This is a genomic window from Pseudomonas tohonis (assembly GCF_012767755.2).
Classification (GTDB): Bacteria; Pseudomonadota; Gammaproteobacteria; order Pseudomonadales; family Pseudomonadaceae; genus Metapseudomonas; species Metapseudomonas tohonis.
This window is the reverse complement of the sequence record NZ_AP023189.1, coordinates 1537345-1551525: the sequence shown is the minus strand read 5'-3', so window position 1 is coordinate 1551525 and position 14181 is coordinate 1537345. Positions and strand designations below refer to the sequence as shown.

Here is a 14181-nt window from a genome sequence, read left to right as displayed (position 1 = left end):
TTTCCCCAACGCAGTCGACCCATGACATCGACGTCCCGCACCACCAGCCCATATGGAAATGAGCAGGGTCAGTCCGCCCCCCTGGACACCCGCTACCAGGTGGAAACGCCCGAGGGCATCGACCTCGTGCTGCGCCCCGCCAGCCTCCTGCCCCGCGCCCTCGCCTACACGGTGGACCTGCTGATCCGCGGCATCCTGCTGCTGGTGCTGTATTCGGTGTTCCTGCTGCTCGGGCAGTTCGGCATGGGCCTGGGGCTGATCGTCACCTTCCTCGTCACCTGGTGGTACATGGTGCTGTTCGAGGTGCTCAACCAGGGCCGCTCGCCGGGCAAGCACCTGATGGGGCTGCGCGTGGTCCACGACGACGGCACGCCCGTCGGCTGGTCCTCTTCCCTGGTGCGCAACCTGCTGCGCTTCGTCGACATCCTGCCCTTCGGCTATGCCCTGGGCATCCTCAGCACGCTGATGCACCCCGCCTTCAAGCGCCTCGGCGATCTCGCCGCCGGCACCCTGGTGGTCTACCGCGAGGACAAGCCCTCGCGCCCGCAACTGCCGGACGCCGAGCCACAACGTGCGCCCTTCATCCTGAGCCTCACCGAGCAGCGCGCCATCCTCGGCTACGCCGAGCGCCAGGCCGGCCTCTCCAGCGGTCGCCGCGCCGAGCTCGCGGGCATCCTCGCCGAGCCGCTGGAGGTCCCGGCCGAGCAGGCCGAGGCCCGCCTCAACGGCATCGCCAGGAGCCTACTGGGAAGTCCATGAAACAGAGCCTGTTCGAACGTCGCCACCAGGCCGACTGGGAACGCTTCGGCGCCCAGCTCGACGCCCTGGAGCGCGGCAAGGCCGACGCCAAGTCCTGCGAGGGCTTCGCCGCCGACTACCGCCACCTCTGCCAGCAACTGGCGCTGGCCCAGGAACGCGGCTACAGCAGCCACCTGATCGACCAGCTGCAGCAACTGGCCATGCGCGGCCACCAGCAGTTCTACCGCCACCGCAGCCACCTGGGCGCGCAGATCCTCGGCTTCGTCCTCGGCGGCTTTCCGCGCCTGGTCCGCGAGCAGTGGCGCAGCGTCCTCATCGCCAGCCTGCTGTTCTACGTGAGCCTCGGGGTGATGGGCGTGCTGGTGCACCAGTTCCCCGACCTCGTCTACAGCGTGGTGCCGCCGGACCAGGTGGCCGAGATGGAGTCCATGTACGAGCCCGACGCCCATCGCATCGGCGCCAGCGAACGCGACTCCGGCGACGACTGGATGATGTTCGGCCACTACATCATGAACAACATCGGCATCGCCTTTCAGACCTACGCCAGCGGCCTGCTCTTCGGACTCGGCAGCCTGTTCTTCCTGTTCTTCAACGGCCTGATGATCGGCGCCGTCGCCGGCCACCTGACCGAGGTCGGCTATGGCGAGACCTTCTGGTCCTTCGTCATCGGCCACGGCGCCTTCGAGCTCACCGCCATCACCTTCGCCGGTGCCGCCGGGCTGCAACTGGGCTGGTCGCTGCTGGCCCCCGGGCGGATGACCCGCGCCGAATCCCTGCGCCTGGCCGCCACCCACAGCGTCAAGCTGATCGCCGGCGCCATGCTCATGCTGCTGATCGCCGCCTTCATCGAGGCCTACTGGTCGTCCATGACCTTCACCACGCCCAAGGTCAAATACATCGTGGGCGCGGGCCTGTGGCTGATGGTGGGCAGCTACTTCTGCTTCGCCGGTCGGAGTCGCCATGCGCCTGACTGATGCCAGCGTCGCCATCCGCCCGCGCAGCGCCTGGGAAGCCATGGACCTCGGCGTGCTGCTCGCCCGGCGCCACATGGGCCTGCTCATGGCCAGCTGGGCGCTGATCACCCTGCCGGTGTTCCTCCTGCTCAGCCTGCTGCTGTGGAACTACTCCGGCTGGGCGATGTTCGTCTTCTGGCTGCTCAAGCCCGCCTTCGAGCGCCTGCCGCTGTACATCCTCTCCCGCGCGCTGTTCGGCGACACGCCGACGCTCAAGGAGGCGCTCAAGGCCTACCCGCGCCTGCTCAAGCCACAGCTGATCGCCAGCCTCACCTGGCGCCGCTTCAGCCCCTCGCGCAGCTTCGACATGCCGGTGATGCAACTCGAAGGCCTCTCCGGCGCAGCCCGCAGCCAGCGCCTGGTGGTCCTCGGCCAGCGCGATGCCGGCGGCGCCACCTGGCTCACCATCATCGGCATGCACCTGGAAACCGCCCTGTGGATGGGCCTGATCACCCTCCTCTACCTGATGCTGCCGCAGCAGGTGGTGGCCGACTGGGACTGGCAGAAACTGCTGGAGCAGGCCGAAGGCGACTGGGTGTGGATGGAGCACCTGTCCAACAGCCTGTATTTCTTCGTGCTCATGGTCTGGGAACCGGTCTACGTCGCCTGCGGCTTCACCCTCTACCTGAACCGCCGCACTGCACTCGAGGCCTGGGACATCGAACTGGTGTTCCGCCGCCTGCGCCAGCGCCTGACCGGCCTCGCCTACGCCCTGGTGCTGGGCATGGGCGTGGTCCTGGCGACCACCCTGCCCGCCCAGCCGGTGCTGGCCGCCGAAGGCGCCAGCAGCTGCCCGCTCCCGGTCGAAGACCCCAACGGCCCCGACGCCCCGCGCCTCACCCACCAGGAACTGAGCAGCCAGGCCGCCAGCGAGAGCATCGCCAAGCTGCTCGACGAGCCCCCCTTCGAGAACCGCGAGACGGTGACCCGCTGGCGCTTCCCCGACACCGACGCCAAGGACAAGAAGAAGGAAGAGCTTTCCAAGGAAGACGCGGAAAGCCTCACCAACTTCATCAAGGGCCTGTTCAAGCTGGCCGACCTCTGGAACAGCACCTCCTGGCTGGCGCTCATCATCAAGGTCGTGCTCTGGGGGCTGCTGATCAGCCTCGTAGCCCTGGTCATCTGGCGCTACCGCGAATGGCTCTCCACCTTCGTCGGCAGCATCGGCCTGCCCCAACGCAAGCGTCGCGAGGCGCCGTTGCAGCTGTTCGGCCTGGAAGTCGCGCCCGAGACCCTGCCCGACGATGTCGCCAGTGAAGCCGAGCGGCTCTGGGCCGAGCACCCGCGCGAGGCCCTCGGCCTGCTCTACCGCGCGCTGCTCAGCCACCTGCTCCACGATTTCCGCCTGCCGCTCAAGGGCTCCCACACCGAAGGCGAGGTACTTGGCCTGGTGCAGGGGCTGCAGCGTGACGAGCTGTCCCGCTTCGCCCAGGTCCTCACCCGTCACTGGCAGAACCTCGCCTACGGCCACCAGTTGCCGCCGGAGAGCCTCAAGCGCGGCCTCTGCGAGGGCTGGCGCCGGCTGATCGCCAAGGGAGCCAGCGCATGACCCGTCGCGGCGGCTTCATCTTCGGTGCCCTGCTCTTCCTGTTGCTCGGCCTGTTCCTCATCTGGCTGCTGAACAAGATCGAGCCGTACCAGGAAACCCTGACCCACGGCCCCTCGCCCGAGGCGCGTTTCAACGACTACCTCGCCGCCGAGAGCTTCCTGCGCAAACAGGGGCTCACTGTCAGTCGCGCCGATGGCCTGGAGGTCCTGGCCGACCTGCCAGCCCCCGGCCATACCCTGCTGCTGCTCGCCGATCGCAGCCGCATGACCCCGCGGCAGGCCGATCGCGTGCTGGACTGGGCGGCCCACGGCGGCCACGTGCTGTTCGTCGCCGAAGCCCTGTACGACGAGGACGAAGGCGAGAGCGGCGACCTGCTGCTGGATCGCCTCGGCATCCAGCAGTTCGAGACCGAAGACCTCGACGAAGAAGACAGCGAGGACGCCGAGCAGAGCGAAGCGACCGAGGGCGAGGAAGACGCCGCCACCGAGGAAGGCGTCGAGAGCGACGCGGCCGAGGATGACCAGCAGCAGGCCCAGGGCGAGGAAGAAGCCCCCGCCGAGGCCGACGCCGAGCCGGAGGAAGAGGACCGCTACCCCGAGCTGACCAAGCTCTACCTGGAGAACGAGGACGCGCCGGCGTACATCGACTTCGACACCGGCTTCCACCTCTACGACAGCGAAGACCGCGCCCATGCCTGGGCCAACAGCGCCAACGCCACCCACATGCTGCAGATGAATCATGGCGACGGCCTGATCACCGTGCTCACCGACAGCTGGATCTGGCAGAACCGCAACATCGTCAGCCACGACAACGCCTGGCTGCTCTGGTACCTGACCCACGACACCGAGGTGACGCTGCTCTACAGGGCCGAACGCGACGACCTCCCGGCGCTGCTCTGGCGCAACTTCCCCGAGGCCCTGGTGGCCCTGGCCCTGCTCATCGCCCTGGTGCTCTGGCACGTCGGTCGCCGCCAGGGGCCGCAACTGGCGCCTGCCAGCCGTTCGCGCCGCCAACTGGAGGAGCACCTGCGCGCCAGCGCCGACTTCCTCCTGCGCCGCAGCGGCAAGCACGTGCTGTTGCAGGGCCTGCAGCGCGACATCCTGCGCCGCGCGCGGCGCCGTCACCCCGGTTTCGAACGACTCGGCGTGGCCGAGCAGTGGCAGGTGCTCAGCCGCCTGACCCGCATGCCCACCGCCGCCATCAGCCAGGCCATGCGGCCGCTGCCCAAGCAGCGCCTCAGTGCCTCCGAATTCACCCGCCAGGTCGCCCACCTGCAAAGCCTCAGGAATGCCCTATGAGCGAACAGACGCCCGATCAGCCGATCAACGATGAAGCCGAAGGCCTGAACCTGGACCTTTCCGACGTCACCCCCGAAGCCCCGCCCGCCGTGGCGCCGGCTCCCCAGCCGAGCGAGCCCGTCGCTGCCCCGGTCGCACCGGCTGCCGCCCCCTCGGCCGCCAGCAGCCAGCGCCAGCGCGCCAGCCAACTGGCCCAGGCCCTGCGCCAGGAGCTGCAGAAGGCCGTGGTCGGCCAGACCGCCGTCATCGACGATGTGCTCACCGCCCTGATCGCCGCCGGCCACGTGCTGGTCGAAGGCGTGCCGGGCCTGGGCAAGACCCTGCTGGTGCGTGCCCTGGCGCGTTGCTTCGGCGGCGAGTTCTCGCGCATCCAGTTCACCCCCGACCTGATGCCCAGCGACGTCACCGGCCACGCCGTGTACGACATGCAGAGCGAGCAGTTCAAGCTGCGCAAGGGCCCGGTGTTCACCAACCTGCTGCTGGCGGACGAGATCAACCGCGCCCCGGCCAAGACCCAGGCCGCACTGCTGGAAGTGATGCAGGAGCGCCAGGTGACCCTCGAAGGCCGCGCCCTGCCGGTGCCCCTGCCCTTCCTGGTGATGGCGACCCAGAACCCCATCGAGCAGGAAGGCACCTACCCGCTGCCGGAAGCCGAGCTCGACCGCTTCATGCTCAAGCTGCGCATGGACTACCCCGAGGCCGGCGAGGAGCTCGCCCTGGTCCGCCAGGTGACCCGCTCCGCCCGCGCCGACATGCTGGAGGTGGCGCCGCTGCGCACCCTGCTGCAGGCCAAGGACGTGCAGGCCCTGCAGCGCATCGCCAGCGAGCTGCCGATGGACGACCAGGTGCTCGACTACGCCGTGCGCCTGGCCCGTGCCACCCGCACCTGGCCGGGCCTGGCCCTGGGTGCCGGCCCGCGCGCCTCCATCGCCCTGGTCCGTGGCGGTCGCGCCCGCGCCCTGCTGCGTGGCGGCGACTTCGTGCTGCCCGATGACGTGAAGAGCTGCGCCCTGGCCGTGCTGCGCCACCGCGTACGCCTGTCGCCGGAACTGGATATCGAAGGCCAGTCCGTTGACCAGGTCCTGCAACAGCTGCTGGAACAGGTGCCGGCGCCGCGTCTATGAAACCATCGCGCATCCTGCTCGGCCTGATCGCCGGCCTGCTGGCCGTGGCGCTGGTGCTGGGCACCCTGCATGCCCTCGGCAGCAAGCTGCCGGACCAGCTGCGCCTGCTCTGGTGGGGGCTGCTCTGCGCCCTCGCCCTGCTCGCCGTGCTCGATGCGCTGTGGCTGCGCCGCCTGCCTTCGCCCGCACTGGAGCGCCAGTTGCCGGGCAACCTGTCGCTGGGCCGCTGGGGCGAGGTGCGCATGCGCGTGCACCACGCGTTCACCCGCGCCCTGCAACTGAAGGTCTACGACCACGTGCCGGCAGGGATGGACACCGAGTTCCTGCCCCAGTCCGTTGCCCTGCATCCGGGCGAGGTCACCGAGTTCGGCTATCGCGTGCGCCCGCTCGAGCGCGGCCGCTTCGCCTTCCCCCTGTGCGAGGTGGAGCTGCCCAGCCCCCTGGGCCTCTGGGGCCAGCGGCGCTACCTCGACCTGCCGGGCGAGACCCGCGTCTACCCCGACTTCGCCCGCCTCTACGGCGCCCAGCTGATGGCCGTGGACGACTGGCTCAGCCAGCTCGGCGTGCGCCAGCGCCCGCGTCGTGGCCTGGGCCTGGAGTTCCACCAGCTGCGTGAATTCCGCGACGGCGACACCCTGCGGCAGATCGACTGGAAGGCCACCGCGCGCAAGCGCACGCCCATCGCCCGCGAGTACCAGGACGAGCGTGACCAGCAGATCGTCTTCATGCTCGACTGCGGCCGTCGCATGCGCAGCCAGGATGGCGACCTCTCGCACTTCGACCACGCCCTCAACGCCAGCCTGCTGCTGAGCTACGTGGCCCTGCGCCAGGGCGATGCGGTCGGCCTCACCACCTTCGCCGGCGACCAGCAGCGCTACCTCGCACCGGTCAAGGGCCCGGCCCAGTTGAGCGTGCTGCTCAACGCCGTCTACGACCTCGAGAGCACCCAGCGCCCGGCGGACTTCGGCGCTGCCATCGACGCCCTGCTGGCCCGCCAGCGCCGCCGCGCCCTGGTGGTCCTGGTGACCAACCTGCGCGACGAGGACGACGAGGAGCTGCTGGCGGCGGTCAAGCGCCTCGGTCGCCACCACCGGGTGCTGATCGCCAGCCTGCGCGAAGAAGTGCTGGACGCCCTGCGCCACGAACCGGTGCAAGGCTTCGAGCAGGCGCTGTCCTACTGCGGCACGGTGGACTACCTCAACGCCCGCGCCAGCCTGCACGAGCGCCTCGCCGCCCACGACGTCCCGGTGCTGGATTGCCGCCCCGGCGAACTCGGCCCCGAGCTGGTGGGGCGCTACCTGGCCTGGAAGAAGGCCGGCGTGCTCTGACGCCCAGCAAGGCGCAACCGTCCCCGTAGGGTGGGTAGAGATACGAAACCCATGCGGCCCGCCACCCGGACCGAAGTCCGGGCTACGGGCCTGCGTTGACCACAGCGGCTAGCGCCTGACGCGGTCAGACCGAGGTCGGGAGGGGACGAAAGCTGAAGTAGTGGCGCAGCGCCTCGACCATCTCGACGTACTCCGGCGGCGGCGCCACCAGGGCGAACCCGGAATCGAAGTTGCCCGGGTTGACGTCTTCCCGGCTCCACTGGCAGGTCGCGTAGAAGTCGATGAAATGCTGCTGGCCGTCATGCCCCGGGATCTTCAGGCGCATGTCGAAACGGGCCCCCACCAGCATCGGCAGTTGGCTGATGAGCATCAGGCCGTCGAGGGAAACGTTGCCCAGATAGCCCATGGGTTTGTCGGTGATGCGGTTGAATACCTTCAGGTAGTAGGGCAACTGATGGCGTTCTATTCGGCGCTGGCTACGCATGATGGCGAATCGCTATTGATGGCCGTTCAGTATGGCCTCACTACTGCACTCGAACCAACTATTAACCGCAGTGCTGGCTGATCTCCGCGGTCAATTGGCGACGGGCGGCATCGATCTCGCCGTCGCTGTAGTACTGACGCTCACCCTTCTCGTCGAGACGGTAGAAAGAGGCACCCTCGCGAAGCCGCGCGAGATCGCTGCGCAGCTTGCCGCATTGCTGTTGACGCTGGTTGCGTGCGTCCGCCGCCTTGCGCTGGGCCTCGGCCTGCTCCTGGCGGCGGGCGTCGAAGAACTGCTCGGTGCGTTGCTCGCGATCGCGGGTGGCATCGTCACGCTCCACCACCTGCGGCTTGACCTGGACCTGCTGGGCTCCGGCCTGGGGACGCTCGCTGAAATGGACCTTGCCACTGGCGTCGGTCCAGCGATAGATCTCCGCGCCGGCCAGCCCAGGCAGCAGGACGACCAGCAAAAGCAGGCGACGCATGGCACCCCTCCCTGAAACAAAGGCAAAGCTTAGCGCTGGCACGAGGCCACTCAAGCGAGCCACGACCGACGGTCGAAACATCGGTCAGAGCGCGGCCGGGCTGGCCTTGGCGGGCACGGCACCGCTGATCTGCCCGAGCTTCTCCAGGGTCTCCAGCCGCGCCCGAGCACGGTAGGCGTACTCGCTGGTGGGGTAGCGGCCGATGATGAAGTGGTAGGTCTGCGCGGCGTCCACGAACAGGCTCTGGCGTTCCAGGCACTGGCCGCGCAGCAGGGAGATCTCCGGCTGCATGTAGGCCCGCGAGCGACTCTTGCGCTCGGCCTGGGACAGCTCGAGCATGACCGTGTCGCAGTCACCTTCGTCGTAGGCGTGGTAGGCGTTGTTCAGGTGGTGGTCGAGTGACCAGCGGGTGCAGCCGGTGAGGCCGGCGAGCAGGGGCAGGATGATCAGCGTGCGCATGGGTAGTTCCTCCGTTGGCGAGTATATCGGCGCTGTCGGATATTTCTGCAACGCCGTCCGGCAGAGACCCGGGCACATCCTCCGATGGGACTTGCGCAACGCACCCGCGGCCCCGACCGAGCCGCTGCTAGACTCGCCGAAACGCCGCCATCGGAGCCTCCATGCAGCCCGTCCGCCCCGCCCTCCTGAGCGCCCTCCTGCTGCTCGCCGCCTGCTCCCCCACCACGCCGCTGTTCATCGCCCAGGTGACCACCAACGAAGCGGTGGAATACAAGGTGATGAAGAACAACCGCATGGCCGCGGCCGTGGAGGAAGACGGCGACCTGCTGACCTACAGCGCCATGGCCATCCGCGACGGCACCAGTGCCGAGGCCGAGAAGCTCTACCTGACCGGCTACGAGGACCGCCAGTTCAGCGCCGAGGTGCGCTCCATCTCGCTCTACCAGATCGGCCTGATCTACATGAGCCGCTACAACGACCAGCGCGACGACACCAAGGCGCTCAACCGCTTCTACCAGATCACCAACGAATTCCCCGGCACCCGCGCCGCCGAGCGGGCCGAAGCGCGCATCCTGATGATCCGCCAGCGCGCCGACGAGCCGGTGCAGAAGACCGCCCGCGAGTTGCTGGCGGACTGGAAGCCCAGCCAGAACCTCGACCTCTACCGCAGCGACCTCGACCCGGACATGACCCTGCTCTCGCGCCGCGCCGTGCTCAAGGACCGCGTCGACGAAGCCGAGCAGCTCTATTCCCTGGCCCTGGGCGATGCCCATGTGCAGCCCGACATCAAGGCCCGCTCGCTGTACCAGATGGCGCTGATGAACCTCGCACCGGCCAACCCCCGGGCCGACCGGGGCCGCGCCATCGGCTACCTGCGCCGCCTGCTCGCCGAGTTCCCCGATGCCGAGCAGGCCGAGAACGCCGCGCGGCACCTGGACCAGGCCCTGAATCCGGGCGTTGAATGACACCCGCAAAGGGTAGTGAAGAGGAACGATGACTACAGGTTGCCAGCGGTGTAGCCTCGGGCTCTGCTTGAAAAATGGAGCCTTCGCATGTCCCTTCGCCGCACCAAGATAGTCGCCACCCTCGGCCCAGCCAGCAACTCGCCCGAGGTGCTGGAACAGCTGATCCTCGCCGGTATCGACGTCGCCCGCCTGAACTTCTCCCACGGCACCCCCGACGAGCACAAGGCGCGCGCGCGCCTGGTCCGCGAGCTGGCGGCCAAGCACGGCCGCTTCGTGGCCCTGCTCGGCGACCTGCAAGGCCCGAAGATCCGCATCGCCAAGTTCGAAGGCAAGCGCATCGAACTGGAAGCTGGCGACAGGTTCCGCTTCTCCGTCACCCACCCGCGTGACGCCGGCAACCAGGAAGTGGTGGGCATCGACTACCCCGACCTGATCAAGGACTGCGGCGTCGGCGACGAACTGCTGCTGGACGACGGCCGCGTGGTCATGCGCGTCGACGCCACCACCGCCGACGAACTGCACTGCACCGTGCTGATCGGCGGCCCGCTGTCCGACCACAAGGGCATCAACCGTCGCGGCGGCGGCCTCACCGCCCCGGCCCTGACGGCCAAGGACAAGGCCGACATCAAGCTGGCCGCCGAGATGGACCTGGACTACCTGGCCGTCTCCTTCCCCCGTGACGCCGCCGACATGGAACTGGCCCGCCGCCTGCGCGACGAAGCCGGTGGCAGCGCCTGGCTGGTGGCCAAGATCGAACGCGCCGAAGCCGTGGCCGACGACGAAGCCCTGGACGGCCTGATCCGCGCCAGCGACGCCGTGATGGTGGCCCGTGGCGACCTCGGCGTGGAGATCGGCGACGCCGAGCTGGTGGGCATCCAGAAGAAGATCATCCTGCACGCCCGCCGCTACAACAAAGCCGTGATCACCGCGACCCAGATGATGGAATCGATGATCCACAGCCCCATGCCGACCCGCGCCGAAGTCTCCGACGTAGCCAACGCCGCGCTGGACTACACGGACGCCGTGATGCTCTCCGCCGAGAGCGCCGCTGGCGAATACCCGGTGGAAGCGGTCAAGGCCATGGCGCGCGTCTGCGTCGGTGCCGAGAAGCACCCCACCAGCCAGAAATCCAGCCACCGCCTGGGGCACACCTTCAGCCGCTGCGACGAGAGCGTGGCCCTGGCGACCATGTACACCGCCAACCACTTCCCGGGCGTGAAGGCCATCATCTGCCTCACCGAGAGTGGCTACAGCCCGCTGATCATGTCGCGCATCCGCTCCTCGGTGCCGATCTTCGCCTTCTCCCCCCACCGTGCCACCCAGGCCCGCGTCGCCCTCTTCCGCGGCGTGCAGACCGTACCCTTCGACCCCGCCGCGCTGCCGGCCGACAAGGTCAGCCAGGCCGCCGTGGACGAACTGCTCAAGCGCGGCATCGTGCAGCAGGGCGACTGGGTCATCCTGACCAAGGGCGACAGCTACCACACCGTCGGCGGCACCAACACCATGAAGATCCTCCACGTCGGCGACCCGCTGGTGTGAAGCATCCCCAGTGAATGAAAAAGGCCGCCCCAGGGCGGCCTTTTTCATGGGCGTGATCCACCGCGATTTTCGCGAATGAATTCGCTCCCACAGAAACGGGGGCGTGACTGCTATGTAGGGTGGAGGTCGCTTTTTACCTCCACCGAGCGGAGTCGAGCGTGGCACCTGTGCGTGCCTGACCCGCCTTATCGATGGGTTTTCATCCTGCGGTTGCCGGAGCGCTGTGGGGCGGGCGAAACCCGCCTGCGAGCCTCAGGCGAACCTGGAGAAATCCGGCTTGCGGCGCTGCATGAAGGCCGAGAGCGCCTCGATCGCCTCGGGGGTGCGCAGGCGCTGACCGAACAGCTCGCCCTCTTCCATGATCACCTGGCGCAATTCCTCGCGGCCCGGCTCGCGCATCAGGCGCTTGCTCACCGCCACCGCCGAGGGCGCCAGCTGCTCGAAGCGCTGGGCCATCTCGCGGGCACGGGCCAGGGTCGCGGCACCATCGTCCAGCGCCTCGTTGGCGATGCCCCAGGCCGCTGCCTGCTCGCCGGTGAAGGCTTCGCCGAGCAGCAGCAATTGCGCGGCGCGGGCATGGCCGAGCATGCGCGGCAGGATCAGGCTGGAACCGAACTCCGGGCACAGCCCGAGGTTGACGAAGGGCATCTTCAGCTTGGCGTCGCGGGCGACATAGACCAGGTCGCAATGCAGCAGCAGCGTGGTGCCGATGCCCACTGCCGGGCCGCTCACCGCCGCCACCACCGGCTTGGCGAAATCGAACAGCGCCTTCATGAAGCGGAACACTTCGCTGTCCAGCCCCGAGGGCGGTGCCTGGATGAAATCGGCCACGTCGTTGCCGCTGGTGAAGCAGGTCTCGCTGCCGGTGATCAGCACCGCGCGCACGCTGCGATCCTCGCCAGCCGCGTCCAGGGCGTCGGCCATGGCGCCGTACATGGCGCGGGTCAGGGCGTTCATCTTGTCCGCTCGCTGCATGCGGATGATCAGCAGGCCCTGGTCACGTTCCAGGTGGATGTGCTCGCTCATGGTGGCTCCTCGGCGGTGGCCGCCTCAGAAGGAGCGGCTCAGGAATACGTCGGCCAGCAGTTGATTGCGCGGCAAACCGGCCAGATAGAGGCGGCGCGCGAAGTCTTCGACGCTGGCGGGGCTGCCGCAGAGTAAGGCGACGGTCTGGCGCGAAACAAGCCGGAGATCGGCCAAAACACCTTGCAGCTGCGCCGCAGTGGCCAGCTCGACCCGCAGGTTGTCGTGGCGCCCGGCCAGCGCCCGCAGGGGTTCGGCGAGGTAATGCCCGGCCGGGTCATGGGCCAGGTGAATGAGGCGGATCGCGCCCTGGTGATGCTGGCGCAAGGCCTCGCGGAGGATGCCCCAGAGCGGTGCCAGGCCGGTGCCCGCCGCGAGGATCAGCAGGGGGCGGCCATCCCAGTCCGGGTCGTAGTGCAGCGCACCGCCGCGCAGCTCGCCCAGGCGCAGGGTGGCGCCGACCTGCAACGGCCGCAGCGCATCGGCGAAGGCGCCGGGCTGGCGGCAGTCGATGTGGAACTCCAGCCAGGGCTCCTCGCCCGGCACGCTGGCCAGCGAATAGGGCCGGGCGACACCCTCGGCGCTCCACAGCAGCAGGTGCTGCCCGGGGCTGTAGCGCAAGGGGCGCTGGGGACGCAGGCGCAGCCGTGCGACCTCGCCCAGCCAGTCCAGCGCCACCACCTCCGCCGGCAGGCCATCACGCTGCGGGTCGAACACCTCCACCACCAGGTCCGTCACCACCTGGCACTGGCAGGACAGGCGCCAGCCTTCGGCGCGGCGCCCGGGGTCGAGCGCCTCGGGCCGCGCGTCGAGCGGCTCGCCGGCCACGCAGCGCACCATGCAGGCATGGCAACTGCCGGCCCGGCAACTGAAGGGGACCTTGCATCCTGCGGCGTTGAGCTGGTCCAGCAGATTGCTGGCCGGGGGTACGGTCCAGCGTCTTCCCGCGACCTCGAGTTCAGGCACCCTGCTCCTCCCAGGCGGCATCGCAGCGGTTCCGCCCGCCACGTTTGGCCCGATAGAGTGCCTGATCGGCGCGCTGCAGCGCATCATCGAGTTCGTCGCTCACCGCCAGCAGCGTCATGCCGGCCGACAGGCTCAGCCCGTCCACCTGCACACCCACCGGATCGGCGGAGGCGAAGGCCTCGCGCAGGCGCTCGCAGCAGGCGGTGAGGCGGTCGGCATCGCAATTGGGCAACAGCAGGACGAACTCCTCGCCACCGTAGCGCGCCAGGATGTCGCCATCGCGCAGGCAGGCCCGCGCCACGGCGGCGAAGGTCTGCAGCACGCGGTCGCCGGCGGCATGGCCGTGGATGTCGTTGATGCGCTTGAAGTGATCGAGATCGATCAGCGCCAGGCCGTGCTGGCGGCCGGGCGCCAGGGCTTCCAGCTCACGGGTGGCCAGGCGCAGGAAGTGACGGCGGTTGAACAGGCCGGTCAGCTCGTCGGTGGCGACCAGGTCTTCGAGCTGGCGCATCATGCCGCGCAGCGTGTCCTGGTGCGCCTGCAGGGCGAAGCGCCGCTGGCGCATCCGCTGGCGCAGGGCCTGCACGTAGCTGGCGAACAGGGCCAGCCAGCCCAGCACCACGAACAGCGCGCACACCTGCAGTACCGCCAGGGCCGGCGAGGCGAGGCGCATCTGGTACGCCTCCCACAGGTTCAGCCCGGTGAAGGCGAAGAAGCCGATGGCCGAGCACCGTACGAAAACCCGCGGCTGCAGCTGGAACACGCCGAACAGCATGATCAGCACATAGACCACCAGCAGTGCGCCCCGGGCGCCTTCCAGGTCGGACAGCAGCAAGGTATGCCAGGCGAGGGCCACCAGGACCTGCACCTCGGTCAGGCTGGGGTCGCGAAAGGCCAGGTTGCGGCCGCTGAGGAAAATGAACAGGAAGACCAGTTGCGAGAGCACGATCAGCCCGCAGGCGGCCAGCGCACTGGCGATGGACGCGTGGTACAGGTTCCCCAGGACGGCTATCCAGAACAGGCAGAGGGCAAGGGCATAGGTGCAGGCCGCCATGCCGAAGCGTTTCAGCAGCAGGCTTTGCAACGCGCGATGGGTGACCCGTTGACTCGCTGTGCTCATGGGCTCCATCCCGTAGTGGCACCATGCCGCCACTCTACGCCCGTGATCACAAAAAACCTAGGGGACGCGT

Annotated in this window: 14 protein-coding genes; 8 read left to right on the top strand and 6 right to left on the bottom strand. The window is 68.6% G+C overall.

Annotated features, from left to right (window positions below; all coding sequences use genetic code 11):
• Positions 1 to 21: 21 nt before the first annotated feature.
• From HSX14_RS07210 to HSX14_RS07185, 6 genes are read left to right on the top strand one after another with little or no spacing between them, the layout of a single operon-like run.
• Entirely contained in the window at positions 22 to 759 is a 738-nt protein-coding gene (locus HSX14_RS07210; protein ID WP_173178743.1) for an RDD family protein, read from the top strand.
• On the top strand, positions 756 to 1733 hold the full coding sequence (locus HSX14_RS07205; protein WP_173178744.1) for a stage II sporulation protein M: 978 nt from the start codon (positions 756 to 758) through the stop codon (positions 1731 to 1733). The genes HSX14_RS07210 and HSX14_RS07205 overlap by 4 nt, the downstream gene beginning before the upstream one ends.
• Positions 1720 to 3321, top strand: a complete 1602-nt coding sequence (locus tag HSX14_RS07200; protein WP_173178745.1) for a DUF4129 domain-containing protein — start codon at positions 1720 to 1722, stop codon at positions 3319 to 3321. Before HSX14_RS07205 ends, HSX14_RS07200 begins: the two co-directional genes overlap by 14 nt.
• The gene (locus HSX14_RS07195; protein ID WP_173178746.1) at positions 3318 to 4619 is read left to right on the top strand and encodes a DUF4350 domain-containing protein; all 1302 of its coding nucleotides are present in this window, start codon (positions 3318 to 3320) and stop codon (positions 4617 to 4619) included. The genes HSX14_RS07200 and HSX14_RS07195 overlap by 4 nt, the downstream gene beginning before the upstream one ends.
• Positions 4616 to 5743: an AAA family ATPase gene (locus HSX14_RS07190; protein ID WP_228723551.1), complete on the top strand. Its 1128-nt coding sequence runs from the start codon at positions 4616 to 4618 to the stop codon at positions 5741 to 5743. The genes HSX14_RS07195 and HSX14_RS07190 overlap by 4 nt, the downstream gene beginning before the upstream one ends.
• Entirely contained in the window at positions 5740 to 7071 is a 1332-nt protein-coding gene (locus HSX14_RS07185) for a DUF58 domain-containing protein (protein ID WP_173178747.1), read from the top strand. The genes HSX14_RS07190 and HSX14_RS07185 overlap by 4 nt, the downstream gene beginning before the upstream one ends.
• 124 nt (positions 7072 to 7195) lie before the next feature.
• Here the strand turns inward: HSX14_RS07185 and HSX14_RS07180 are convergent, their stop codons facing one another.
• From HSX14_RS07180 to HSX14_RS07170, 3 genes are all read right to left on the bottom strand, one after another.
• Positions 7196 to 7555 carry a PilZ domain-containing protein gene (locus HSX14_RS07180; protein ID WP_173178748.1) on the bottom strand — a complete coding sequence of 120 codons (360 nt, stop codon included), beginning with the start codon at positions 7553 to 7555 and terminating at the stop codon, positions 7196 to 7198.
• Positions 7556 to 7616: 61 nt separating this feature from the next.
• The gene (locus tag HSX14_RS07175) at positions 7617 to 8039 is read right to left on the bottom strand and encodes a DUF4124 domain-containing protein (protein WP_173178749.1); all 423 of its coding nucleotides are present in this window, start codon (positions 8037 to 8039) and stop codon (positions 7617 to 7619) included.
• An 84-nt stretch (positions 8040 to 8123) separates the two neighbouring features.
• Complete coding sequence (locus tag HSX14_RS07170; RefSeq protein ID WP_173178750.1) at positions 8124 to 8498, bottom strand: tetratricopeptide repeat protein; 375 nt, start codon at positions 8496 to 8498, stop codon at positions 8124 to 8126.
• Between the two features lie 161 nt (positions 8499 to 8659).
• Between HSX14_RS07170 and HSX14_RS07165 the strand changes: the two genes are divergently transcribed.
• Together HSX14_RS07165 and pyk are read left to right on the top strand one after the other, a co-directional pair.
• The gene (locus HSX14_RS07165) at positions 8660 to 9463 is read left to right on the top strand and encodes an outer membrane assembly lipoprotein YfiO (RefSeq protein ID WP_173178751.1); all 804 of its coding nucleotides are present in this window, start codon (positions 8660 to 8662) and stop codon (positions 9461 to 9463) included.
• An 87-nt stretch (positions 9464 to 9550) separates the two neighbouring features.
• Positions 9551 to 11002, top strand: a complete 1452-nt coding sequence (gene pyk / locus HSX14_RS07160) for a pyruvate kinase (RefSeq protein WP_173178752.1) — start codon at positions 9551 to 9553, stop codon at positions 11000 to 11002.
• 252 nt (positions 11003 to 11254) lie between these two features.
• On the opposite strand, the gene HSX14_RS07155 is transcribed toward pyk, so the two are convergent.
• Genes HSX14_RS07155 through HSX14_RS07145 form a run of 3 tightly spaced genes read right to left on the bottom strand, consistent with a single transcriptional unit; the run spans position 11255 to position 14111 of the window.
• Positions 11255 to 12028, bottom strand: coding sequence for an enoyl-CoA hydratase (locus HSX14_RS07155; RefSeq protein ID WP_173178753.1), 774 nt, complete (start codon positions 12026 to 12028; stop codon positions 11255 to 11257).
• 24 nt (positions 12029 to 12052) lie between these two features.
• Entirely contained in the window at positions 12053 to 12991 is a 939-nt protein-coding gene (locus tag HSX14_RS07150; protein WP_173178754.1) for an iron-sulfur-binding ferredoxin reductase, read from the bottom strand.
• The gene (locus HSX14_RS07145) at positions 12984 to 14111 is read right to left on the bottom strand and encodes a GGDEF domain-containing protein (protein ID WP_173178755.1); all 1128 of its coding nucleotides are present in this window, start codon (positions 14109 to 14111) and stop codon (positions 12984 to 12986) included. The genes HSX14_RS07150 and HSX14_RS07145 overlap by 8 nt, the downstream gene beginning before the upstream one ends.
• Positions 14112 to 14181 lie beyond the last annotated feature (70 nt).

What these genes read in the sequence shown, in the direction of transcription:
- HSX14_RS07205 (WP_173178744.1), top strand. Translation starts at nt 756, where the DNA reads ATGAAACAGAGCCTGTTCGAACGTCGCCACCAGGCCGACTGGGAACGC.
- HSX14_RS07155 (WP_173178753.1), bottom strand. Translation starts at nt 12,028, where the DNA reads ATGAGCGAGCACATCCACCTGGAACGTGACCAGGGCCTGCTGATCATC.
- pyk (WP_173178752.1), top strand. Translation starts at nt 9,551, where the DNA reads ATGTCCCTTCGCCGCACCAAGATAGTCGCCACCCTCGGCCCAGCCAGC.
- HSX14_RS07180 (WP_173178748.1), bottom strand. Translation starts at nt 7,555, where the DNA reads ATGCGTAGCCAGCGCCGAATAGAACGCCATCAGTTGCCCTACTACCTG.
- HSX14_RS07190 (WP_228723551.1), top strand. Translation starts at nt 4,616, where the DNA reads ATGAGCGAACAGACGCCCGATCAGCCGATCAACGATGAAGCCGAAGGC.
- HSX14_RS07170 (WP_173178750.1), bottom strand. Translation starts at nt 8,498, where the DNA reads ATGCGCACGCTGATCATCCTGCCCCTGCTCGCCGGCCTCACCGGCTGC.
- HSX14_RS07195 (WP_173178746.1), top strand. Translation starts at nt 3,318, where the DNA reads ATGACCCGTCGCGGCGGCTTCATCTTCGGTGCCCTGCTCTTCCTGTTG.
- HSX14_RS07200 (WP_173178745.1), top strand. Translation starts at nt 1,720, where the DNA reads ATGCGCCTGACTGATGCCAGCGTCGCCATCCGCCCGCGCAGCGCCTGG.
- HSX14_RS07145 (WP_173178755.1), bottom strand. Translation starts at nt 14,111, where the DNA reads ATGAGCACAGCGAGTCAACGGGTCACCCATCGCGCGTTGCAAAGCCTG.
- HSX14_RS07185 (WP_173178747.1), top strand. Translation starts at nt 5,740, where the DNA reads ATGAAACCATCGCGCATCCTGCTCGGCCTGATCGCCGGCCTGCTGGCC.
- HSX14_RS07165 (WP_173178751.1), top strand. Translation starts at nt 8,660, where the DNA reads ATGCAGCCCGTCCGCCCCGCCCTCCTGAGCGCCCTCCTGCTGCTCGCC.
- HSX14_RS07210 (WP_173178743.1), top strand. Translation starts at nt 22, where the DNA reads ATGACATCGACGTCCCGCACCACCAGCCCATATGGAAATGAGCAGGGT.
- HSX14_RS07175 (WP_173178749.1), bottom strand. Translation starts at nt 8,039, where the DNA reads ATGCGTCGCCTGCTTTTGCTGGTCGTCCTGCTGCCTGGGCTGGCCGGC.